Source organism: Acinetobacter sp. CAU_H_S170_2, from assembly GCF_058890445.1.
On record NZ_JBZYAE010000001.1, the window covers coordinates 594,589 to 619,351 of the forward strand.

The 24,763-nt window shown below is 42.2% G+C and carries 17 protein-coding genes; 13 read left to right on the forward strand and 4 right to left on the reverse strand.

Annotated features, from left to right (window positions below):
- The first annotated feature begins 953 nt into the window (after window positions 1-953).
- The 4 genes from AC5EUN_RS02960 to AC5EUN_RS02975 all read left to right on the forward strand — a co-directional run bounded on the left by AC5EUN_RS02960 (window position 954) and on the right by AC5EUN_RS02975 (window position 7,584).
- Window positions 954-4,034 carry a type VI secretion system Vgr family protein gene (locus AC5EUN_RS02960; RefSeq protein WP_010327362.1) on the forward strand — a complete coding sequence of 1,027 codons (3,081 nt, stop codon included), beginning with the start codon at window positions 954-956 and terminating at the stop codon, window positions 4,032-4,034.
- Window positions 4,031-5,509: a hypothetical protein gene (locus tag AC5EUN_RS02965; RefSeq protein ID WP_005239026.1), complete on the forward strand. Its 1,479-nt coding sequence runs from the start codon at window positions 4,031-4,033 to the stop codon at window positions 5,507-5,509. Before AC5EUN_RS02960 ends, AC5EUN_RS02965 begins: the two co-directional genes overlap by 4 nt.
- 5 nt (window positions 5,510-5,514) lie before the next feature.
- Window positions 5,515-6,582 (forward strand): PoNe immunity protein domain-containing protein, encoded by a 1,068-nt coding sequence (locus AC5EUN_RS02970; protein WP_029575095.1) that lies wholly within the window; start codon window positions 5,515-5,517, stop codon window positions 6,580-6,582.
- Between the two features lie 78 nt (window positions 6,583-6,660).
- On the forward strand, window positions 6,661-7,584 hold the full coding sequence (locus tag AC5EUN_RS02975) for a PoNe immunity protein domain-containing protein (RefSeq protein ID WP_010327360.1): 924 nt from the start codon (window positions 6,661-6,663) through the stop codon (window positions 7,582-7,584).
- Window positions 7,585-7,659: 75 nt separating this feature from the next.
- Here AC5EUN_RS02975 and AC5EUN_RS02980 read toward each other — a convergent pair whose 3' ends face one another.
- From AC5EUN_RS02980 to AC5EUN_RS02990, 3 genes are all read right to left on the reverse strand, one after another.
- The gene (locus tag AC5EUN_RS02980; RefSeq protein WP_010327359.1) at window positions 7,660-8,943 is read right to left on the reverse strand and encodes a ribonucleotide-diphosphate reductase subunit beta; all 1,284 of its coding nucleotides are present in this window, start codon (window positions 8,941-8,943) and stop codon (window positions 7,660-7,662) included.
- Between the two features lie 137 nt (window positions 8,944-9,080).
- Window positions 9,081-9,218 (reverse strand): hypothetical protein, encoded by a 138-nt coding sequence (locus AC5EUN_RS02985; RefSeq protein WP_164996881.1) that lies wholly within the window; start codon window positions 9,216-9,218, stop codon window positions 9,081-9,083.
- Between the two features lie 124 nt (window positions 9,219-9,342).
- Window positions 9,343-12,174: a ribonucleoside-diphosphate reductase subunit alpha gene (locus tag AC5EUN_RS02990; RefSeq protein WP_004695373.1), complete on the reverse strand. Its 2,832-nt coding sequence runs from the start codon at window positions 12,172-12,174 to the stop codon at window positions 9,343-9,345.
- A gap of 595 nt (window positions 12,175-12,769) precedes the next feature.
- On the opposite strand from AC5EUN_RS02990, the gene bfmR reads away from it, so the two are divergent.
- The gene (gene bfmR / locus AC5EUN_RS02995; protein ID WP_004695375.1) at window positions 12,770-13,486 is read left to right on the forward strand and encodes a response regulator transcription factor BfmR; all 717 of its coding nucleotides are present in this window, start codon (window positions 12,770-12,772) and stop codon (window positions 13,484-13,486) included.
- 36 nt (window positions 13,487-13,522) lie between these two features.
- Complete coding sequence (gene bfmS, locus AC5EUN_RS03000; protein ID WP_029575094.1) at window positions 13,523-15,187, forward strand: sensor histidine kinase BfmS; 1,665 nt, start codon at window positions 13,523-13,525, stop codon at window positions 15,185-15,187.
- Between the two features lie 55 nt (window positions 15,188-15,242).
- On the opposite strand, the gene AC5EUN_RS03005 is transcribed toward bfmS, so the two are convergent.
- Window positions 15,243-15,599, reverse strand: a complete 357-nt coding sequence (locus AC5EUN_RS03005) for a hypothetical protein (RefSeq protein ID WP_004695379.1) — start codon at window positions 15,597-15,599, stop codon at window positions 15,243-15,245.
- 491 nt (window positions 15,600-16,090) lie between these two features.
- On the opposite strand from AC5EUN_RS03005, the gene AC5EUN_RS03010 reads away from it, so the two are divergent.
- The 7 genes from AC5EUN_RS03010 to nuoH all read left to right on the forward strand — a co-directional run bounded on the left by AC5EUN_RS03010 (window position 16,091) and on the right by nuoH (window position 24,755).
- Window positions 16,091-16,639: an NADH-quinone oxidoreductase subunit A gene (locus tag AC5EUN_RS03010; protein ID WP_004695380.1), complete on the forward strand. Its 549-nt coding sequence runs from the start codon at window positions 16,091-16,093 to the stop codon at window positions 16,637-16,639.
- A 6-nt stretch (window positions 16,640-16,645) separates the two neighbouring features.
- The gene (locus AC5EUN_RS03015) at window positions 16,646-17,323 is read left to right on the forward strand and encodes a NuoB/complex I 20 kDa subunit family protein (RefSeq protein ID WP_004695382.1); all 678 of its coding nucleotides are present in this window, start codon (window positions 16,646-16,648) and stop codon (window positions 17,321-17,323) included.
- 88 nt (window positions 17,324-17,411) lie between these two features.
- Window positions 17,412-19,199 carry an NADH-quinone oxidoreductase subunit C/D gene (gene nuoC / locus AC5EUN_RS03020; protein WP_010327357.1) on the forward strand — a complete coding sequence of 596 codons (1,788 nt, stop codon included), beginning with the start codon at window positions 17,412-17,414 and terminating at the stop codon, window positions 19,197-19,199.
- A 14-nt stretch (window positions 19,200-19,213) separates the two neighbouring features.
- Entirely contained in the window at window positions 19,214-19,723 is a 510-nt protein-coding gene (gene nuoE, locus AC5EUN_RS03025) for an NADH-quinone oxidoreductase subunit NuoE (RefSeq protein WP_004982912.1), read from the forward strand.
- Complete coding sequence (nuoF, locus tag AC5EUN_RS03030; RefSeq protein WP_005400342.1) at window positions 19,720-21,051, forward strand: NADH-quinone oxidoreductase subunit NuoF; 1,332 nt, start codon at window positions 19,720-19,722, stop codon at window positions 21,049-21,051. The genes nuoE and nuoF overlap by 4 nt, the downstream gene beginning before the upstream one ends.
- 11 nt (window positions 21,052-21,062) lie before the next feature.
- Entirely contained in the window at window positions 21,063-23,744 is a 2,682-nt protein-coding gene (gene nuoG / locus AC5EUN_RS03035; protein ID WP_010327356.1) for an NADH-quinone oxidoreductase subunit NuoG, read from the forward strand.
- Window positions 23,745-23,747: 3 nt separating this feature from the next.
- Window positions 23,748-24,755, forward strand: a complete 1,008-nt coding sequence (gene nuoH, locus AC5EUN_RS03040) for an NADH-quinone oxidoreductase subunit NuoH (protein ID WP_004695391.1) — start codon at window positions 23,748-23,750, stop codon at window positions 24,753-24,755.
- The last annotated feature ends 8 nt before the right edge of the window (window positions 24,756-24,763 follow it).

Genomic DNA, 24,763 nt, shown 5'->3' on the forward strand with positions numbered 1-24,763 from the left:
TTGAGTGATTCTAAGTGTTTTTAGAGTTGCACCAAAACAAGCGCATAGGGGAGCTAATGGTGCTTTTTATGATCAAGCCTTGGGTAGTTTGACGTTAAACTATTTAAAAGTAGGGTTTAAATCATATTCGTTTTTTATGTGAATTAAAGCCAAAAGAATTGAGGTTAAAACATATTATAAAATAGGATGATTCAAAGAAAATATACACACTCAGTTTTTAATTTTTATGTATAACTTAATGTATTTGAGCTATACCAAATCTGGAAAGTTGCAGCTTCATTTAATTCGTGACCAATACAACTGTTGAAATGTGCAGAGATAATCAATAAATAACGCGTATAACTTATAATAAAAACTCTTATTTTTTATAATTTTGCATTTATCTTTTTTAATCTTTTCTGTGTATTTAACTTCATGACATAGAGTGATATACCTAAGTTGGCTGGATCTCAATTCAAACATCTGACGTGAATAACTGGGTCTTTTTTCAAATAATAATTGATGTACTTAACTTGCATTTATCCTGCATAAGGTGATGATCTAAACTGTCTGTCGTTAGCAGATCAATTGCTACTATGTATAAGCTATTGGCAGTAGGCTATGTATCTATGGGGGAGTGGCCTATATTATCCTGATAAGCAACAGCTTCGAGAATTACGGGTTATGTAGAATACTGTAATTGTTAACGGGTTAAACGAAGTTTGAGTAAATTGCAAACCAGTTTGAAGAAAATAAAATTTTAATACTTCTATGGCGGATAAAGGAATGAATTGGGTTAAGCTGAATATGGGTGGGATAATATCAAAACTAGAAAAATAGAAACTTACAGATGGATCGGTCGTTTATTGAAAAAAGGCTCTGAAACTTAAAAATTCTATTAAAGTTACAAAAAATTAAAGAAATTTTTTGAGACTTTTGTACAATCAGCCACAACTTAAAATTTAATAATAACGATGCCCAATAATATTTATGCTGCAATAGAGCAACTTGGACTTACTGCACAAAAACGTGCTATTCATATTCAGTTCAGCAATACCTCGCTTAACGAACAAGTATTCCTTCAGCGCATAGATGGAACGCATGAACTGAATGCAGGTATAGAGTTACAGCTCCTTTGCTTATCTACCTCCGCTCATATTCCGTTAAAGCAATTCATCGGTAGTCAAGTCGCTGTCGATATTGTCACTGAAAAATCAGAACTCAATCGTATTTCAGGCATCATCACCAAGGCGGATGTGGGGGCAAGTGATGGCGCTTTAACCATATATCGTTTAACCGTGGAAGACCCGACAGCTTTATGGAAGCATCGACGCAACTCTAGAGTTTTCATGGCGAAGTCTGTTGTTGAGGTGGTTCAAACTATTTTTGCCGAGTGGCAGCAACGTAGCCCCTTATTTGCTTCGAGTCTGACATTGGATAAAGGTGGTTTAAGCAAAGAATATGATGTGCGCCCATTCATTATGCAAGCGAATGAGTTGGACAGTGAATTTATTCAAAGGCTGCTCTCTTCAGAGGGGATTAACTGGCTTATTGATGAGTCTCAGCTCAAAGTGTCCAGTTCAAGTGAACCCATTCAGCCGCAAAAACTTAGACTGATTGATGACAACGCCCAATATCAAAGTTTAGAGCGACAGAATATTCGCTTCCATCGTAGCAGTGCTGTAGAAAGCAGTGATTCGATTACAAATTTTGTCGGACAGCGTTCTATACAACCAACATCTGTCCATATTCAACATTGGCAAGCGAATACTTTAGAAATAGAAGAAGGTGCGGGTTCAGTTCAAAGCAAACATAGCCATAGTGATAATCAAGACAACGCCAGTCTAGGTTTAGAGCAAGCATGGCATTTTTCACCTGCATGGATACAAGACCTTAAAGGTGAAGATGGAACGACCAAATCAGGCAATGGTCAGATTGAAAAGTTTAATCAAAATCTTGGTCATTATTACGACCTACAAGCCAAGCAATTTATGGCTACCTCGACCGTACGAGATGCACAAGTGGGTTACTGGTTTGAACTCAACGAGCACCCTGAAATTGATCAGCATAGTGGTTCAGACAAAGAATTCTTAATCACATCTAAAAAATTCTATAATCAGAATAATTTACCTAAAGATTTGACCGATCAAATCACAGCTTTGCTGAAACAAACCAATTGGCAACAGGCTGAAATTACAACACATAATAAAGAAGAACGCCAAGCCAATCACCTCGTTTTACAACGACGTAATATCAGTATTGTTCCAGAGTACAATCCGCTGCGACAACGGCCTATTGCATCACCACAACGCGCGAAAGTGGTTGGACCAAGTGGTGAAGAAATTCACGTGGATGAATGGGGGCGTATTAAAGTCCGTTTCCTGTTCACCCGTAGTGAAGACAATACTCACGATGGCGGTGCAGGTTCAAATGACAATGACACAGATTCTGCTTGGGTTGATGTGCTCACACCTTGGGCTGGTGAGGGTTATGGCGCACGCTTCTTACCTCGTATTGGTGAAATCGTGGTTATCGACTTCTTTGATGGCAATATCGACAGACCCTTTGTTGTGGGGCGCATCCATGAAGCACAACGTCATCCAAGCAAGTTTGACAATACAGGCAAACTGCCAGATACCAAAAAACTGGCAGGGATCCGATCAAAAGAGGTTCAAGGAGAGGGCTTTGGGCAACTACGCTTTGATGACACGACGGGTCAGATCAGTACCCAACTACAAAGCAGTCATGGTGCGACACAACTGAATTTAGGGGATTTGAGCCATCCTAAAGAAACGGACACGAGTGAAAGGCGAGGTGAAGGTTTTGAACTGCGTACTGACCAGTGGGGAGCACTCAGAGCTAAACAGGGTTTATTACTTTCTACCTATCGACAAGATTCAGCAAATGGGCATCATCTTGATGCTTCTGAAACGAAATCACAATTTGAATCTAGTCTAAGTAAGTCAAAAGCTTTAAGTGAAGTTGCTAAAAATCAACAAACCGATCCATTAGAAATACTGGATAATCTAAAAGAGTTTATTGAACAAATTGAACAAGAAAGTGAGGCGAAGGCAAAAGCATTTAAACAAGCTTTAATGATATTGACCTCCCCCCATTCGATTGCTCTGACTACAAATGAAGATGTTCACCTTTCAGCAGATGGTCAAATTGGTCACAGTGCAGGGGACAGTATTAATTTTAGTACCCAAAAGAATTTACTTGCACATGCACAAAGTAAAATCAGTTTGTTTGCAGCACAGGACGGTGCGAAATTCTATGCAGGTCAAGGCAAAGTTGAAATACAGGCTCAAGCAGATGGGGCTGATTTGATAGCACGTAAAGGTGTTCAGATCATTTCAACTGAAGATGCTATTTACATTACCAGCCCTAAAGAAATTAAATTAATCGCTGATGGTTCGGAACTTAAGATTAATAGTTCTGGAGTCTTTGCAACAACTAGTGGAAAGTTTGAGGTTAAGGCGGGGCAGCATTTGTTTATGGGTGGGGCGAGTGTTTCACCTAATTTTCCAGCATTGCCAGCTCTAAATCTATTGCCTAAAGAGCTGGAGTTAAAATATGTCTATGATGATTTAAAGCCAGTAATCCAAGCACCTTATAAGTTAATATTTTCTGATGGTACCTCTCAGGAAGGAATACTTGATTCAAATGGCTATGCTAAGGTTCCTATTCCTGGAGATAAAACACAATCCAAAGTTTATTATGGATTTAGTCATGTAGAGGCAAAGCCTGATAAAGAAAAAGTAGCTAATCCTTTTAAAGATAGGAAAGTTATGAATGTCACAGAAGCAGAACAACTCATTGAACAATATAATCAACAAGAATTAGCAACCTTATTAGATGAATATTTTCCTGATGAGATTGAAGATATGATTAAAGGAGATGATATCGAATATGATGATCATATTAGTGATTATGAAGAACATTTAATTGCATCAGAAAATAATACAGAGGATGTACTGGAGGATGATGCAGAAGAAATTCTATTAAGCAGCGAGGATTCAACTTCTGGGTTAGGGCTAGGAGATAAACAATGAATACAGCTGTAGCAAGAACAACATCTCAAACAATGAGAGTTACCCAGAAAGGTGAGGAGTCGGCAGCTCAATGGATTAAAGGGGTACTTGATGGTAGTGGATCAAGCCCAGCACAGATTATTGTTGCTGTTGTGATTGGTTGTATTCCTTTTGTCGGTCAAGGGGTAGACGTTGGGAATGTCATTGTTTCTGTAGTGAAGATAGCTGAAAAACCAGAAGAGAAAGATAACTGGTTTGATTTGGTTTTTAATCTTGTGGCATTTATTCCTGTAGCTGGAGATGGGTTAAAAATTGTCTTTAAGCAATTACGTTCAGGTAAAGCGATGGGGGCTATTTTAGATGCGATTCCAAGTAAAACCATGCGAGGGAATGTTGATAAGTGGTTTAGGAATGTAAACTGGAATACTTATACCAAAGAGCTGCAAACGACCTGTAATAAGATTATTGATGGTTTAACTGATGTTTTTGATAGCTGGTTAACCAGAGCTGTATTGGGACAAGCCAGATTAAAAACTTTGGTTACTCAGTTGAAGCAAATGAAAAAAGTTGCCAATCAAAAAATTGATATGGTAATGAAAGAATTACAGGCTGCACATCAAAAAGCGTTAGGAACACCTTACCCTAATACTACAGCACGAGCTCCAGTTGTGACGACGAGAGCACCCTCAACACCAGCGGCAAAGACCCCTAGACAACCGAATCAACAACCTGCGCCTCACACACCGCCAAATGGTAGTGTACCTAAAAATACTGGTGGAAATGCGGCAAATGCTGGCACACAAAATAATTCAACCAAAAGAAAGCAAAGAAAGAGAAGACGACGTTCAAATCAAGAGTTAGGCTCTGGTGGTGAACATATAACGGATTACTACTATGTTAAACGCATGAAAAGTAGGACTAAAATCAATTTTAATGGTGTGCTTTATGAATATCATGATAAAGGTCACAACGGGATTGATCATGTATGGCATAGTGCAAGATTAGGGCATAAATACCGAGTAACCGACAGTAAGGCGACCAATGCTTTAAGTCATAGATCATTGATGACCCCCAAAGCTGCGATGATGGCTTTGAGAATGGGCTTAGATGTTTATATGGCTTCAGACGAAGACGATAAAGTAAAGCGTTCCGTAGGTACGACTGTGGGAGATGGCGTGCAAATGTCACATCTCTGGGTTTCTAGTAAAATCGAATCAGCAAGAATTATTCCTGCACATGATAGTTTAATTGAAGCTATTGAAGCTTGGAGACGAGTAGATTTTAAGCCATCAACAGAAAGAGTATTTAAAAATGGTAAAAGACAAACAATGGCTGTCCGTTGTCCTTATGATCGTAGTTTAGTAACTATTACTGGGGACAAATTTGATCATCATCAAAAATGTAAAGGACTTGATAAACCGAAGTGTACACGTACAGTGACAGCACATGGTATTAAATTGGAATTTGTTTTACCAAATGATATGTTGCCGGAGTAAGAAAGTTGAATAACCAAATAAATGATTTAAATATTGATTGGGAACAGTGGTTTAATCAACAAATACTAAATTATGGAAAATATAGAGATAGTTTCTTACAAGAAGATATGTATCAAAGGCGGTTTGATGCTTTTCTTAATGGTGTTTATTCAGTAACTGACGGTTTTCAAAAATATAAGGCAAATGCTAAATCCAGTAAAATGATGGCTGCTGGACATCAAAGAGTAAAAGATGTCTTAAATTTAATGTCATTACAGTACTCTGCTGGTGGAGATATTGCATTTATTCAGGAACTTTATCCATATCTTTTAAACTGGACAGAAGAATATGCCGAAATTCACAGTCAATATCATCAAAGCCCAGAGGCAGATGGTCGATATGTTTGGCATATCAGTTTAGGAACAGAAGACTATTGGTATATTGCTTTACGTCTGATTTGTTTTGGACTGTTGACTGGTTATGCGGATCAGATGGATCGGATTATGCCAATCATTGACTATGTAGAAGCAACGCCTGATGGACAGGAAAAAGATGGATTAATTGAACGTTTAGTTGCTCCTTTTGTTGCAGATCGTGGAACTCCACCAGATGAAGCAAGACGACATTTGCCTTATCGTAAGCTCATTAAAGTGTTTAATGCTTCACCTGAACAGCGTCCAGCTTTAATGCTGCAATACCTAGAAGACTGGTATGAGGCGAGCCGCCGAGAACCTTATTATGATCAACATCCTCAACCAGACATAAGATCTGGAGTTAGCTATTATGGGTATTGGTCATGGGAAGCAGCAGCGGTAACGTGGTTGCTGGATATAGATGATACGTCATATCGTGAACATCAGTTCTATCCAAAAGATTTGGTTAATTTTGCTCGAACACAGTCAAAAGTAGTTTTAGATGATCAACAATTAGAACGAATGAAAGTTAAGGGTGGAGAAGCCTGTATTAAAACAGGTTATTGGAGAACACCAGCACAACCAGATTTACGACAATACTTTAAACAGGGTGAGATTGTTCCTGCATTTATCGAGCTGGATTGGGGGGGAGTATATTGGTATTGGGATGGTGAAAAATAAGTTAATCATTTGAGAAAAGCCATCCTCTTTTGGATGGTTTTTTTACTTTTACCGAATGACATGCTGGAGCGTTAATAAATGTCCATACAAGTAAATGAGCAGACAATAGATTGGCAAAAGTGGTTAAGTTTAGAAATAAAAGACCCTGCTTTATTTAGAGATAATTTGCTTGAACAAAAAATGTATAGCAAAAGATTTGATACATTTGTGAATGGGATATATTCCGTAACGGATGGTTTTAGTAATTATAAAAATGAAAAAAAATATGGTGGCTATATTGCGGCAGGTCATCAGCGTTTAAACGATGTCTTAAATTTAATGTCTTTACAGTATTCGGCAGGCGGAAGTCTTGAGTTTTTAAAAGAAATATATCCATATCTACTTCATTGGACAGAAGAGTACGCAGAAGCAAGCCATTTATACAATTTAAGTCCTGATGCTGATGGACGATTTGTTTGGCATTTCAGTTTGGGAACTGAAGACTATTGGTATATTGCTTTACGTCTGATTTGTTTTGGGCTATTGACTGGCTATGCAGACCAGATGGATCGGATTATGCCAATCATTGACTATGTAGAAGCAACACCTGAAGGGCAGGAAAAAGATGGATTAATTGAACGTTTAGTTGCTCCTTTTGTTGCAGATCGTGGAACCCCACCAGATGAAGCAAGACGACATTTGCCTTATCGTAAGCTGATTAAAGTGTTTAATGCTTCACCTGAAAAGCGTCCAGCTTTAATGCTGCAATATTTAGAAGATTGGTATGAGGCGAGCTGTCGAGAGCCTTATTATGATCAACATCCTCAAACTGACTTAAGATCTGGAAGAGGCTACTATGGCTATTGGTCATGGGAAGCAGCAGCGGTTACTGTTATATCAAGAATAGATGATAGTAGCTATCGAGATAAACCTTACTATCCTAAAGATTTGGTTGATTATGCTCGAATTCAATATACGTCTTTAGATCAACAAGGTAATACTATGATCAAAGAATTACGATAATTTGTTTCTAATAAAAAAAGGCTGCAAATAGCAGCCTTTTTCTATGACAACATATGTGTCGCGTGACGTTTTACCTTACCAGCTCAACGCACCGCCAGTTTGATAGTCTGTTACACGTGTTTCGAAGAAATTCTTCTCTTTACGCAAGTCCATCATTTCAGACATCCACTGGAACGGGTTGCTCACACCAGCAAACTGCTCAGGCAAACCTAACTGAGCTAAACGGCGGTTACAAATGAATTTCAAGTATTCTTCCATCATCGCAGCATTCATACCCAATACACCACGTGGCATAGTGTCACGCGCATATTCGATTTCAAGCATCGTACCTTCAAGAATCATTTGAACGATTTCTTCTTGGAATTCAGCAGTCCATAAGCTTGGGTTTTCGATCTTGATTTGGTTAATCATGTCGATACCAAAGTTCAAGTGCATCGACTCATCACGTAAAATGTATTGGAATTGCTCAGCAACACCATTCATCTTATTACGACGGCCCATCGACAAGATTTGGCTGAAACCACAGTAGAAGAAGATCCCTTCAAGGACACAGTAGAACGCGATCAAGTTGCGAAGCAAAATTTGGTCGTTTTCAGGTGTACCAGTTTGGAAAGTAGGATCACTTAAAGACTGCGTATATTTCAAGCCCCAAGCTGCTTTACGCGCAACTGATGGAACTTCGCGATACATGTTGAAGACTTCGCCTTCGTCCATACCTAAAGATTCGATACAGTATTGGTAAGCGTGAGTATGAATAGCTTCTTCAAACGCTTGACGCAAAATGTACTGACGGCATTCAGGGTTGGTAATGTGACGGTAAATCGCCAACACCAAGTTGTTTGCAACCAATGAATCTGCTGTAGAGAAGAAACCAAGAGAGCGCATAACAATGGTACGTTCGTCTTCAGTTAAGCCATTTTCAGACTTCCAGAGCGCGATGTCATGGTTCATGTTGACTTCTTGTGGCATCCAGTGGTTTGCACAACCGTCTAGATATTTTTGCCAAGCCCATTCGTATTTGAACGGTACAAGTTGGTTTAAGTCCGCACGACAGTTAATCATGGCTTTGTCGTCAACTTGTACACGTTGTGCACCCATTTCTAGTTCTTCTAGACCTGGAGCAACATCTAAGCTTTCTAAGGCGTTAGATGCTCTTGCCAACGGATCGGCTGGATTTGTTGATCGGCTTCGAGCGGTTGAAGCGGGTTGTGCAGTTGCCACATTCTTCTGTGGTTGCTCTGCAGCAGATACCATCTGCGGATTAGCCGCTTTTTGCGGTTCGACGGGCGCAGACTTGTGTTCAGGTGCAGCCGGTTTTTGCGAATCATCTTCGAAATCGTCCCAACTTAGGATAGACATATCAATTCTCTCTACGTTGCTTTATATCTTTTATCGACATCCAGCAGTGCTGAGATGTCTTACTATACGCTTAATTTGTGAAAGCAAAATTAAGTTTTGCCAATCATTGTTCTAAAACTGTGCATAGAACGCGATTCTCACGACTTATTTTGCTTTCGCTTTTTGTTTTGGTTTGCTTTTACCCAAAAGTAGGCAATCGGCATATAAAACAAAACCACAAAGGAAATCACCAAGGTCGCAAGACCTAACATATAGTTATGAGTCATATGAAGCATGGTGATTTCCTAGGTTGTCTTTAATTTTTTAATCTCCCTAAATCCCTCTTTTAAAAGAGGGACTTTCACACCTCAATAAGTTTGGTGTAATTCCCCTCCTTTTAGGAGGGGTTAGGGGAGGTTATTACTGACAAGCCTCACAGTCTGGATTGTCAATTGAACACGCCATTGGCACTGGAGCTGCTTGACCGAAGCCTTCATCTTCAGCAACCACTTCTGGTTTAACTTCCTGAGCAACTGCTGCAACAGGCGCTGCCGTTACAGTTGCAGGTTTTACTGCATTCAATGCACCCGTGTTAATGGTTGATTTCTCAGCAGAAGTTGCACCTAAAGCTCGGAGGTAATACGTCGTTTTCAGACCACGTAACCAAGCCATTTTATAGGTCAAGTCCAGTTTCTTACCGTTTGCACCAGAGATGTAAAGGTTTAAAGACTGCGCTTGATCGATCCATTTTTGACGACGTGATGCAGCATCCACAATCCAGCGTGGCTCAACTTCAAATGCCGTCGCGAAGATTGCTTTAAGCTCTTCAGGAATACGAGAAATCTTTTGAACTGAACCTTCGAAGTGTTTCAGATCATTCACCATCACAGAGTCCCACAGACCACGGTCTTTCAACGCACGTACTAGGTACGGGTTGATCACTGTGAATTCGCCTGATAGGTTCGATTTTACATATAAGTTTTGGAATGTTGGCTCAATCGATTGAGACACACCACAAATGTTCGAAATGGTTGCAGTCGGTGCAATGGCCATCACGTTTGAGTTACGCATACCGTCTTTTTGAACTTTGGCACGTAAAGTGTCCCAGTCCAAACGTTGAGTGCGGTCAACTTCAAACATACGTTCAGGACGTGTTTTTGCAACAAGGTCTAGCGAGTCAATTGGCAGGATACCTTGATCCCACAGTGAACCTTTGAATGTCTCATAAGTACCACGTTCAACAGCCAAATCACTTGATGTTGAAATTGCGTAGTAGCTGATCACTTCCATCGATTCATCAGCAAAGTCTACTGCTGCATCAGAACCATAAGCGAGTTGCATTTCATACAGCGCATCTTGGAAGCCCATGATACCCATACCCACTGGGCGGTGTTTCAAGTTCGAGTTTTTCGCTTGTGGCACAGCATAGTAGTTAATGTCGATTACGTTATCGAGCATACGAACCGCTGTTTTTACTGTACGTGCAAGCTTTTCACGGTCTAACACACCACCTTGAACGTGTTGTACAAGGTTGATTGAACCTAAGTTACATACCGCAATTTCATCTTTGCTTGTATTTAATGTGATTTCTGTACACAAGTTAGATGAGTGAACTACACCAACGTGTTGTTGTGGTGAACGTAAGTTACATACGTCTTTGAATGTGATCCACGGGTGACCTGTTTCAAACAACATCGACAGCATTTTGCGCCACAAATCTTTTGCACGGATTTTCTTGTGCAACATGTTTGTTTCTTTCGCAATTGCTTCATAGTGTGCATAACGCTCAGCGAACTCTGCACCCATTAAGTCGTGTAGGTCTGGTGTTTCAGACGGCGTGAACAGGGTCCATTCAGCATCTTCAAAAACACGTTGCATAAATAAGTCAGGAACCCAGTTTGCTGTGTTCATGTCATGCGTACGGCGACGGTCATCACCAGTATTTTTACGTAGCTCTAGGAACTCTTCGATGTCCAAGTGCCAAGTTTCAAGGTATGCACACACAGCACCTTTACGCTTACCACCTTGGTTAACTGCAACAGCAGTATCGTTCGCCACTTTAAGGAATGGAACTACACCTTGTGACTTACCGTTTGTACCTTTGATATATGAGTTCAAGGCACGAACTGGCGTCCAGTCATTACCTAAACCGCCTGCCCATTTAGATAGCATTGCGTTATCACGCATAGCGCCATAAATGTCATATAGGTCATCATCAATGGTCGTTAAATAACAACTAGACAACTGTGGACGTAGCGTACCTGAGTTAAACAGGGTAGGCGTAGACGCCATGTAATCGAAGCTCGACAATAAGTTGTAGAACTCGATTGCACGTTCTTCACGGTTTGCTTCGTTGAGTGAAAGACCCATCGAAACACGCATGAAGAATAATTGTGGTAATTCGAAACGTACGCCATCTGAGTGGATGAAGTAACGGTCAAATAATGTTTGTAGACCTAAGTACGTAAATTGGTTTGAGCGTTCTGGTTGAATCGCTGCGGCCAATTTCGCAAGGTCAAAGTTAAGAAGCTCTGGTGAAAGTAGGTCTAGCTCAATACCTTTCTTCAGGAAAGTTTCTAAAGCATCGCCTTCAGCTGTGTCTTCAGACAAGCCAAGGAAAGTTAAACCAGTTGCGACCAATTCATCACGAAGTAGGCGAGCTGTCACGTAGGTATAGTTTGGTTCTTGTTCGATACGGGTACGTGTTGCCATCATCATCGTGGTTGCGATGTCAGACGCTTTTACACCGTTGTAAAGGTTTTTAATGGTTTCATCGATGATCGCTTGAACATTGATGCCTTCTAAACCTTCAGCCGCTTTTGTTACAGTCGCTTCGAGCTTACGCATGTCAAGCGGTTGAAGCTGACCATTGGCGTCAGTGATTTGTAAGGTTGGGTGATGGTTTTCACCTGCTTGTTTACGTGCATCAGCACGTTGATCGCGGTAGATGACATACGCACGAGCAACTTTCTGTTCACCTGTACGCATTAGCGCAAGTTCAACTTGGTCTTGGATTTCTTCGATGTGAATTGTACCGCCAGAAGGTAGGCGGCGACTGAACGTATTTAATACCATCTCGGTAAGTTGAGAAATACGATCGTGGATGCGGCTTGAGTCAGCACTTTGTTGGCCTTCAACAGCCAAAAATGCCTTACCAATGGCAACAGAGATTTTTTCTGCGTCAAAGCTGGCAACATCTCCAGTGCGTTTAATCACCTGAATTTGACCAGGGGTTGAATTCGATACGCTCATGCTAGCATAGCTCCATTTTGTCATCTATTTTTATGTCTATGGACCGTTTGAACTGGGCAGTTTTTATGCCACAGTGTTTGAGGTTTAAACACAAGACCTAGTGGTTTAAAAATTAATTGAACACAAGATACGGGAAAATTCAGGGTAGATCAATATTGACATTTTATTAAATATTTTGATCGATCTGGTCTCGAAAAGATCTCAAAAAGATCCCTTTTTTATGATTCTTGTATTAAGCCTTATTAGACAAGGCGATAGCATAACAAAGCTCGGTTTAAGTGCTTATAGATAACATTGTGGATAAGTTCAAAACAGACGAATGAGTGAGTTATAAACTGTTCAAACAGTGACTTGGTATGAAAAATAGCCATTTTGTAAAGAAACGTTTCTTTTGCTTTGGTTGGATATACAGCAAACGCGAGAAAGCGCTCATTTGGAGGCTAAAAAAATGTATAACAAAATGCTACTTTGATGTATCAGTTTGGTGAACAAGATCTTGTTTACAATGTAAACGTGTGTATATTGCAAAATATATCAGAGCGTATCCCTTGGATTTTAAAGGATACGTTAAGTCGTCAAAATAAAGGGGCACTCCATGAGCCAAGAAGAAAAGTTACCAAAAATTTTAATCGTAGAAGACGATGAGCGTCTAGCTCGCTTAACTCAAGAATACCTAATCCGTAATGGTCTTGAGGTTGGGGTAGAACCCGATGGTAACCGTGCCATTCGCCGTATTATTGCAGAACAACCTGATATGGTGGTGTTAGATGTGATGCTTCCTGGTGCAGATGGTTTAACCATTTGCCGTGAAGTTCGTCCACATTATCACCAACCGATTTTGATGTTGACTGCACGTACCGAAGATATGGATCAAGTGCTTGGTCTAGAAATGGGTGCAGATGACTATGTGGCAAAACCAGTTCAGCCACGTGTTTTACTTGCACGTATTCGTGCTTTATTACGTCGTACTGACAAAGCGCCTGAAGATGAAGTTGCACAGCGTATCGAATTTGATGATCTGGTGATCGATAACGGTGGTCGTTCAGTGACTTTAAATGGTGAGTTGGTTGACTTTACCAGTGCTGAATATGACTTATTGTGGTTGCTGGCTTCAAATGCAGGACGCATTCTTTCTCGCGAAGACATTTTCGAGCGTTTACGTGGTATTGAATATGACGGTCAAGACCGTTCAATTGATGTGCGTATTTCGCGTATTCGTCCAAAAATTGGTGATGATCCTGAAAATCCAAAGCGTATTAAAACGGTACGTAGTAAAGGCTACTTATTTGTAAAAGAAACCAATGGTCTTTAAGCCGTTTATTTGATTCGTTAAAACGGGACATTTTTAGTGTTCAAACACAGTATATTCTTGCGTATCTATGCTGGGCTGGTAGTGCTAGTCGCTATTGTTGCCCTCATGGGATATTTGCTTGTACAAATTATTAACTATCAGCGAGTGCAAGAATATCGCGAGTCTTTGACGGACGGGATTTCCTTTATTATTAGTGAAGGTGTATCCCGTCAGACCAATGCACAGCAAAAAGCAGACTGGATTTCAGATGCTTCAGATTTGCTTGAGCTGCCGATTAATATGATCCCTGCCAATAAGGTTGATTTGAGTCGTGCAGAGTTAAAACGGATCAGTGAGCGTAAAGCGGCTGTGCGTTATGATGCGCAAACGCAAGTGGCGTACTTGATCATTGGTCTAAAAGATGATCCGAATCATTTACTGTATATTAAAGTAGATAAAATTGGTGAGCTGCAAATGAAAGCACTCCCGATTTTTATCCTAGATTATTTGGTGTATTACCCAGGTCAAGAAGAAGAGTACTTGGAAAAAGTACAGAAACATTTCTCTTATCCTGTGCAGATTGAAGAAGTACAAAATCTGGCTTTAGAGTCTGAGCAGATTGGTCGTTTGCGTTTAGATCATAGCGTGATCTTATATCGTGATAGTGCTTCTGTGCGTGGTACCACCATTTCTATTGTGTCTCCACCTTTACCTAGTTCACCGAGCAAGGTTTTGGTATTGGGGCCTGTGCCTATTTTCAACTGGATGCCGTTTCAGCTCGCAGCAGGGATTACCTTGTTGAGCCTTTTTGTACTCAGTTTGGGGGTCTATGGCTTGCTTGTACCGATGCAGCGTAAACTGCGTGAGGTCAATTACGGTTTAAATCGTATGAAGGCAGGCGATATGACCCTACGTTTGCCTGTCGACGGCACGGATGAGATGGCCAGTCTAGCCAATAGCTATAACAGCATGTCAGACCATATTCAGCGACTCATCGAGGCGCAGCGCGAGCTGATGCGTGCGGTATCGCATGAGCTTCGTACGCCCGTTGCTCGGATTCGTTTTGGTATGGAAATGCTGGCTGAAGAAGATGATTATGAATACCGTCTTCAACAAGTCGATATGATTGATAAAGACATTGAGGCTTTAAATACCTTAATTGATGAAATCATGACCTACGCCAAGTTGGAGCAGGGCACACCATCACTTGATATTGAAAACATTGTATTGTTTGAAGTCTTAGATCAGGTGGTGGTTGAGACGGAAGCACTAAAAACCCAGAAAGAAATTCATTTAAATGCTCCTCCTTTAACCTTAACGGTTGAGGCTGAACGTCGTTATTTACACCGCGTGGTGCAGAATTTGGTTGGTAATGCAGTTCGTTATGGCGACCATCAGGTGCTGGTCAGTGGTGGTATTAATGACAGCGGTATGGCCTATGTTTGTGTTGAAGATGATGGGCCCGGTATTCCAGAAGACGAGCGAGAGCGCGTTTTTGAAGCCTTTGCACGTTTGGATGATAGCCGGACTCGAGCATCGGGTGGCTATGGTTTGGGTTTGTCGATTGTGAGCCGAATTGCCTATTGGTTTGGTGGTAGCGTTAAAGTGGATCAGAGTCCAAGCCTCGGTGGTGCACGTTTTACCATGACATGGCCGGCACATCGCTTTAGTAAGTCTAAAAAGAAGTATAGTGTTAAAGATAATACAGACTCAAAAAGCTAAGCATTGAAAATAAAAAAGCACCGAAATTCGGTGCTTTTTTATTTTCAATGCTGACTTATTCTTGGATGCTGGCATCGGGAGAAATAATCTGCTTGCCTTGTTTTAGGCTTTCAAGCGCATCTGCATTAAAGTCAATCAATAATGAGTTATTTTGGGTGTCTATGCCATAACGGCTAATGAGCTTCTGATCACCATTAATCGTTTCAATTTTATATTCATCCACAATATTCATAATGCCATCAAGGTTGGTGGTGGCTGAAGCTTTGTCTTGGCGAAAAAGCTCATAAATGTCGCGTAAATCAAAGATGGCATTATTGGCATCGGGGTGTTTACGAACATAAGTTTCAACATGGCGAATAAGCAACTGGGCAAATAAAAAATAGTTAGGTTTATGGGTGAATTCCAGACTCATGTGGTGCTCCTTATTCTTTGTTGTTGGTTGTCTATATCAATAGCACAAGAAAAAGCCAAGTGCATTAATTGATTGGAGTGATTTGCAAAAAAATACAAAAAATATGAGTGACTTAATCTACTTTTGTACTTTTTAAATAAACAAAATGGAGCGGTTGTTGAGCTTAGTTTTTTAAACTGCTGATTGTGTGATTGTTATCGGAATGAGGTTGAAAAATGGTTTATAGGCTTTGTTTGAATGTCAAAATTTGGAAAAATAATAGAATAGTAGTGTTTTATTAGATAAAGCGATTGGTTTCGAAATAAAAGGGCTTTCATCGAAAAAATCTCAAAAAACGAAGAGAAATCATCCTAAAGACGAAGGTCTATAAGCTAGCAACTTACGTCAGCAATCGGGTACAATTGGCGGGATTAATTTTGTGTTTGGTGTATTTGAAGGCCAATACATGCATTCTTTGTTAATAAATTAGGCCTGCCAGGAGTTATCCCCGCATGAGTGCCATTACTCCATACGAATGGGCAATTATTGCCTTCGTGATCGGCGTTACATTTCTTTGCGTCTTTATGCTCACTGTCCCATTACTCCTTGGGGGTAAGTCATGGGGCCGTGCAAAGCAAGAGCAATTTGAATCAGGTGTGGTTGGTGCTGGTGGTGCACGTATCCGCCTGTCAGCAAAGTTCTATTTAGTTGCAATCTTCTTCGTCGTATTCGACTTGGAGGCGCTTTACCTTTACGCATGGGCTACATCGGTTCGTGAAGTAGGTTGGGTGGGTTTCACCACTGCAGCAGTATTTATTTTAGTTTTACTCGTTGGTTTGGTTTATGAGTTGTCTACCGGTGCGCTTAACTGGTCGCCTTCTGACAAACGTAAAGCAGCAGGGATTAAACCTAAAGTTGGTTCTCCAAATATGAATCTTGCAGAAATCACTCGCTTTAATTCAATTGAAGAGTTGGTTATGGACCCTACAGGTCAAATCCCAGCTCAATCATCTGGTCGTGTGAAAGATAAGTCACCGGCTAAATCGTCTGATAAGGAGTAACTCGGGATGAAATATACATTAACCCGTGCGAATCCGGATGCTGATCAATATCCACTTCAAGAGCGTCAAATCGTAACGGATCCGCTTGAAGAAGAAGTGAATAAAAATGTGTTCATGACTCGTTTAGAGGATGTGGCACATACAGCAGTGAATTGGGGTCGTAAGAACTCAGTTTGGCCGTTTAACTTTGGTACATCTTGCTGCTACGTAGAGTATGCAACGACTTTAACAGGCGTGCATGACTTGTCGCGTTTCGGTGCCGAAGTAATCCGTGCTTCACCTCGTCAGGCTGACTTGATGATTGTTGCAGGTACATGTTTCGTCAAAATGGCTCCAGTTATTCAACGTTTATATGAACAAATGTTGGAACCGAAGTGGGTTATTTCAATGGGCGCATGTGCAAACTCTGGCGGTATGTACGATATTTATTCAGTTGTACAAGGTGTGGATAAAATCATCCCAGTCGATGTTTATATTCCAGGTTGCCCACCCCGTCCAGAAGCATTAATCCAAGCATTAATGTTGTTACAAGACCAAATTCAATTAGAGCGCCGTCCACTTTCTGCCGTGATTGGTGATGATCTTAAGCCAGTGTATAAGCCAAAGATGATGCCAGAACGTGACCGTAAGAATGCTGAACGTATTGCAGTGAAAAACTTACGCTCTATGGATGAAATTAAATAATTTAAACGACAGTTGTTTTGATGCACCCGGTCTGGGTGTAGTTGTCGTTTAGGTTGAATGAATTTGTATTAAATAGGAAGCCAAGCCAATGGCTGAAACTGAAAACGCTATGCCAGAGTCAGCGCAAGTTGATTCACGCCCAGCATTTGCAATTGTAGAAGAGCTCAAAACCAAATTTGGCGAGAACTTCTATGTGCAAACGACTTTTGAAGACTTTCCAACAGTCTGGGTTGAGCGCGCGCGCGTACAAGAAGTTTTAATGTTCTTGCGTACAGTGTCACGTCCATACGTGATGTTGTTTGACTTGTCTGCGGTAGATGAACGTTTACGTACACACCGCGACGGTTTGCCTGCGTCTGACTTTACTGTGTTCTATCACTTATTATCGCTTGAGCGTAATAGTGATATTCGTATCAAAGTTGCATTGAGTGAAAATGATGTAAATCTTCCAACTGCAACCAATATTTGGCCAAATGCCAACTGGTACGAGCGTGAAGCTTACGATATGTTCGGGATCAATTTCGAAGGGCATCCAATGCTCCGTCGTATTTTGTTGCCAACCTATTGGGAAGGTCACCCACTTCGTAAAGAATACTCTGCACGTGCCACTGAATATACACCGTATATGCAGAACCAAGCGAAGCAGGATTACGAACAGGAACACCTTCGTTTCGTACCTGAAGATTGGGGTATGAAGCGCGGTAATGACGACGAAGACTTCATGTTCTTGAACTTAGGTCCGAACCACCCATCTGCGCACGGTGCTTTCCGTGTCATTTTGCAGTTGGATGGTGAAGAAGTGAAAGACTGTGTGCCTGATATCGGTTATCACCACCGTGGTGTGGAAAAGATGGCTGAACGTCAAACTTGGCATTCATTCATTCCTTATACCGACCGTGTGGACTACTTAGGTGGTTGTGCGCAAAACATGCCTTATGTGATGGGTGTGGAGCAAATGGCGGGTATTACTGTACCTGACCGCGCGCAATGTATCCGTGTCATGATGTCTGAATTGTTCCGTATCAATAACCACTTATTGTATATCGGTACTGCGATTCAAGATGCCGGCGGTATGACGCCAGTCTTCTACATGTTTGCGGATCGTCAAAAAATCTATGATGCGATTGAAGCAATCACCGGTTACCGTATGCATCCAGCATGGTTCCGTATCGGTGGTACAGCGCATGACTTACCAAACAACTGGCAGCATCTGATACGTGAAATCCTAGATTGGATGCCGAAGCGTATGAATGAATACTACACAGCGGCGCTGAAAAACTCTGTATTTGTAGGTCGTACGCGTAACGTGGCTCAATATGACGCGAAATCTGCGTTGGCTTGGGGTGTAACTGGTACTGGTCTACGTGCAACAGGTATTGACTTCGACGTTCGTAAATATCGCCCATACAGTGGCTATGAAAACTACGACTTCGATGTGCCACTTGAGTACGAAGGCGATGCGTATGCGCGTGTTCTTGTTCACTTCCGTGAAATTGAAGAATCACTCAAAATCGTGAAGCAATGTTTAGACAACATGCCTTCTGGTGCATACAAAGCAGACCATCCATTGGCTGTTCCACCACCAAAAGACAAGACTTTACAAGATATTGAAACCTTGATTACGCACTTCTTAAGCGTATCTTGGGGTCCTGTAATGCCTGCAGGTGAAGCATCTGTAATGGCGGAAGTGGTCAAAGGTGCGTCGAACTACTACTTGACTTCAGACAAGTCAACGATGAGTTATCGTACCCGTATTCGTACACCGACTTTCACGCATTTACAGCAAATGCCTTCTGTGATTAATGGCAGTCTGGTATCTGACTTGATCATTTATTTAGCGACAATTGACGTCGTTATGGCTGACGTGGATCGCTAAGGGGTAAACGCATTATGATGATTTTGACTGATAAAAAGCCACGCGTGAATGTTGAAGGGATTTTGACTGCGGACGAAATCCACGAAATTGAACATCACATTGGTCACTACCCGTACCCACGTGCAGCATCTTTGGATGCTTTGAAGTGTGTACAACGCCGTAATGGCTGGGTAGATGACGCGCAGCTAAACGCCATTGCTCAGTTATTGACAATCAGTGTTGCTGATTTGGAAGGTGTTGCAACTTTCTATAACCGTATTTACCGTCAACCCGTGGGTCGTAACGTCATTTTACTTTGTGACTCGATTGCGTGTTTCTTGATGGGTGCGGAAACTTTAGCAGAAGCTTTTCAGCGCGAGCTAGGCATTCAGTTTGGTCAAACGACTGCTGATGGTCGTTTTACTTTGCTGCCGATTTGCTGCTTAGGTAACTGTGACAAAGGCCCAACCTTGATGGTGAATGAAGACACTCACGGTTTGGTTGAAGTTTCTTCAGTGAAACAGTTATTGGAGAAGTATGTATGAATACCGAACCAAAACCAATTTATGGCGAAGGTAACCCAGAAACGCATCCATTAACTTGGCGTTTGAGTAAACAAGAGCACGTTCGTAATGCCGATGATTACGAAGCGCTTGAAGGTTACGCGGGTCTGAAAAAAGCAATCACCATGCCGCCGAAAGATGTGCTTGAAGTGATTAAAGCTGCGACCGTAAAAGGTCGTGGTGGTGCAGGCTTCCCAGCAGGGATCAAATGGTCTTTGATGGCGCCAAATGACAACTCAGGTCCACGTTACCTGATTTGTAATGCCGATGAGATGGAACCAGGGACCTTTAAAGACCGTTTGTTGATGGAAAAACTTCCTCACCAATTGATCGAAGGGATGTTGATTGCAGCGTATACGTTAGAAGCAACCCATGGTTATATCTTCATTCGTGGCGAGTACATTGAAGCAGCTGCTTACTTAAATGAAGCGCTTGAGCAAGTTCGTGCCAAAGGTTACTTGGGCGAAAACATCCTTGGAACTGGCTGGAACTTCGAGTTGCATGTGCACACGGGTGCGGGTCGTTATATCTGTGGTGAAGAAACTGCATTGATTAACTCGCTTGAAGGTCGCCGTGCAAACCCACGTACGAAACCGCCATTCCCACAAGTTGCAGGTGCTTGGGGTCGTCCTACGATTGTTAACAATGTAGAGACCTACAACAACTTACCAGCAATCATGTTGCGTGGCCCTGAGTGGTATATCGGTTTATCTGCGGGTAAGTCGAAAGATCCAGGCACAAAAATCTATGGTGCATCTGGCAAGGTGAAATTCCCAGGTCTTTGGGAGCTTCCATTTGGTACAACTGCGCGTGAAGTCATTGAAGACTATGCGGGCGGTATGCGTGATGGCTTGAAGCTTAAAGCATGGTTACCGGGTGGTGCGTCTACAGACTTCTTGGCTGCTGAACACATTGATCTACCGATGGATGCTGAGAGCATCATGAAAGCAGGTTCACGTTTAGGTACGTGTTTGCTGATGGTGGTTGATGAAACGCAATGTATGGTTTCAGCGACTCGTAACTTAGAAGAATTCTTTGCACGTGAGTCATGTGGTTTCTGTACGCCTTGTCGTGATGGTTTACCGTGGGCGGTGAAAGCACTGAAAGCATTGGAAGATGGCACAGGTAAGAAAGAAGATATCGATCACTTACAAGAACTTACTCGTAAGCTTTGGATTGGTAAGACTTTCTGTGCGCATGCTCCAGGTGCAATGGAACCGTTGATGGGTGCACTCAAATATTTCCGTGGCGAGTTTGAAGCAAAAGTAGTGAATGCTGCTGCGCAAACTAGCAACGTAGAACAAGCTTAAGGAATTCGACTATGGCTACAATTCATGTCGATGGCAAATCGTACGAAGTCAATGGCTCAGAGAACTTGCTGCAAGCATGTTTGTCTTTGGGTATTGATATCCCGTACTTTTGTTGGCATCCATCCTTAGGTTCTGTCGGTTCTTGCCGTCAATGTGCCGTGACTCAATACGCGAATCCTGAAGATACGCGTGGCCGTTTAGTCATGTCATGTATGACACCTGCATCTGACAATACCTACATCTCGATTGAAGACAAAGAAGCGAAAGACTTCCGTGCGTCAATTGTTGAGTTCTTGATGACGAATCACCCACACGACTGTCCAGTCTGTGAAGAAGGTGGGCACTGTCATTTACAAGATATGACCGTGATGACTCAACACGACCGTCGTCGTTACCGTTTCACTAAACGTACACACTACAACCAAGAGCTGGGCTCATTCATTTCACACGAAATGAACCGTTGTATCGCATGTTACCGTTGTGTTCGTTACTACAACGACTATGCGGGTGGTACTGACTTTGGTGTGTACGCAAGCGCGTCACGTGTTTACTTTGGTCGCCCTGAGTCAGGCACTTTAGAGTCTGAATTCTCGGGAAACTTGACTGAAGTATGTCCGACAGGTGTATTCACCGACAAAACTCACTCAGAACGCTATAACCGTAAGTGGGACATGCAGTATGCGCCAAGCGTATGCCAAGGCTGTTCTTCGGGTTGTAACATTTCTCCGGGTGAGCGTTATGGCGAACTTCGTCGTGTCGAAAACCGTTTCAACGGTGAAGTGAACCAATACTTCCTTTGTGATAAAGGTCGTTTTGGTACAGGTTATGTGAACCGTGCAGATCGTCCACGTCAACCGCAGTTCCGTGATGGTGCTGAAGCAACTACAGTTTCTGTAGATCAGGCATTAGATACCGTTATTGCAAATATCCAAGGCAAAAAAGTTTTGGGTATTGGTTCTCCACGTGCATCACTTGAGTCGAACTTCGCGCTTCGCGAATTAGTTGGTCAAGAGAACTATTCAACGGGGCTGTCTCAAAAAGAGCAAAACTTGGTTGAATTGGCTGCATCGATTATGCAAACCGAAGGTGTATATAACCCGGGTATGCGTGAAATCGAAAGCTATGATGCTGTGCTTATTTTGGGTGAAGACTTAACGCAAACTGCGCCACGTATGGCGTTGTCTGTTCGTCAAGCGGCGAAAAACAAAGCCAAAGAAATGGCTGCGGAACGTCGTACTCAAGACTGGTTAGCAGAGCCGCTACAACGTATTGCTCAAGATGCGAAATCACCGATTTTCATCCTCGCTGCAACGCAAACACGCTTAGCTGATGTTGCAGCAGGTGAAGTGGTTGCTTCTCCAAACGATATCGCTCGTTTAGGTTTTGCCGTTGCTGCAGCAGTAAAAGGTGATGCAATTCTTGGTCTAGCGGATGATGCGAAAGCATTTGCTCAGAACATTGCAGATACATTGAAAGCGGCGAAGAAACCACTGATCATTTCAGGTACAAGTTTACAAGACGCATCAATCATGGAAGCTGCTGCACAAGTTGCGCAAAACCTTGGTGGAAATGCTGGCTTAAGCTTGACGGTTCCTGAAGTGAACTCTATGGGCTTAGCAATCTTCGGTGGACAAAGCTTAGAGCAAGCATTTGCACAAGATTATGACACGGTTGTGATCGTTGAAAATGATCTATTCCGTCGTTTGCCAGCGGTACAAGTTGAAGCAGCACTTTCTGGTAAAGACGTGATTGTTCTAGATCACTCTGAAACTGAAACTGTGAAGAAAGCGGATATCGTACTTTCTGCTGCGTCATTTGCTGAAGGTGATGGTACGGTTGTCTCTCAAGAAGGCCGTGCACAACGGTTCTACCAAGTGTATGACCCTAGCTACTACAAACCTGAACTGGCGATCAAAGAATCTTGGCGCTGGTTACATGCCATTGAAACCGGCGTGAAGGGCAAAGCGATTTCTTGGACCTTGCTTGATGATGTGATTGAGTCAGTTGCGAAAAACGTACCTGCACTTGCTGCGATTCAAGATGTGGCTCCAGATGCGGGCTTCCGTGTCCATGGTTTGAAAGTTGCGCGTGAACCGCGTCGTTACTCTGGTCGTACCTCTATGCGTGCACCATTGAACGTGCATGAACCGAAACAACCGACAGATATCGACTCGGCATTAACATTCTCTATGGAAGGTTATGTCGGGAACCAGACTCCGTCTCCACTGGTACCATTTGCATGGTCAGCAGGTTGGAACTCACCGCAAGCTTGGAATAAATTCCAAGATAACGTGGGTGGTCACTTAAAAGGTGGTGATTCGGGTGTGCGTTTATTCGATCGTTTAGCGAAGCGCCCAGCACGTACTTTCGTTGCTCCAGCAGTTATCGTTGCAAACCCTGAAAGCTTCCGTTTAGTGCCGATGCATCACATTTTTGCTTCTGGTGAATTTACTGTGAAAACACCTGCTATGGAATCGCGTATTCCTGAAGCGGTCTTTGCAGTGGGTGAGCAAGATGCAACTCGTTTGAATGTTCAAGATGGTCAAAAAATCACTGTGAAAGCAGGTGAGACTTCGATCGTACTTCCAGTTCAAGTGATTGATTATTTACCTACAGGTTATATTGGTTATCCAGTTGGTCTTGCACCTACGGTTTCACTTGCTGAGCCTGTATCAGTCGCGGTAGGAGCGTAATTCATGCAACAAGAATTAATCCGTCAAACGCCGCTTTGGGCTGAGAACTGGCCAATTGCCTACTCAGTCATTCAAGCGATTGTGATTTTACTCGTTGTAGTACTCATCGCTGCGTTGATGTCTTTTATTGAGCGTCGTTTACTGGGCTTATGGCAAGACCGTTATGGTCCGAACCGTGTAGGTCCTGGGGGGATGTTCCAGATCGTTGCCGACATGTTGAAAATCATGTTCAAAGAAGACTGGACACCAAAGTTTGCTGACAAATTGACTTTCCGTTTAGCTCCTGCTGTTGCCATGGCAACAGCGGTGATGTCGTTCATGGTTATTCCTGTATCACCATACTTAGGTGTTGCAGACATGAGCATCGGTCTATTGTTCTTTATGGCAATGGCAGGTATTGCAGTCTATGCGGTATTGTTTGGTGGTTGGTCATCAAACAACAAATATGCATTGCTTGGTGGTCTACGCTCTGCAGCTCAAACCATTTCGTATGAAGTGTTCTTGGGTATTTCATTGATGGGTGTGGTTGCAATTGCAGGCTCATTCAACATGCGTGAAATTGTAGAAGCACAAAAAGATGTATGGTTTGTCATCCCACAGTTCTTAGGTTTCTTAATCTTCGTGGTTGCAGGTGTTGCGGTAACTCACCGTCACCCATTTGACCAACCAGAAGCAGAACAAGAATTGGCGGAAGGTTACCACGTCGAGTACGGCGGTATGAAATGGGGGATGTTCTTCGTTGCAGAATATGTCAACGTAGTTCTGATCTCTGCATTGATCGTCACGCTATTCTTCGGTGGTTGGTTAGCGCCATTTAACATCGATATTCCGTTCATTCCACCAGTATTCTGGTTCATTATCAAAACAGCATTCTTTGTGATGATGTTTGTCTTGGCTCGTGGTTCACTTATGCGTCCGCGTTATGACCAAGTGATGAACTTTGGTTGGAAGATTTGCTTACCATTAGCGTTAGTTAACTTATTAGTTACTGGCGCAGTGATTCTGTGGTAAGGGCAGGG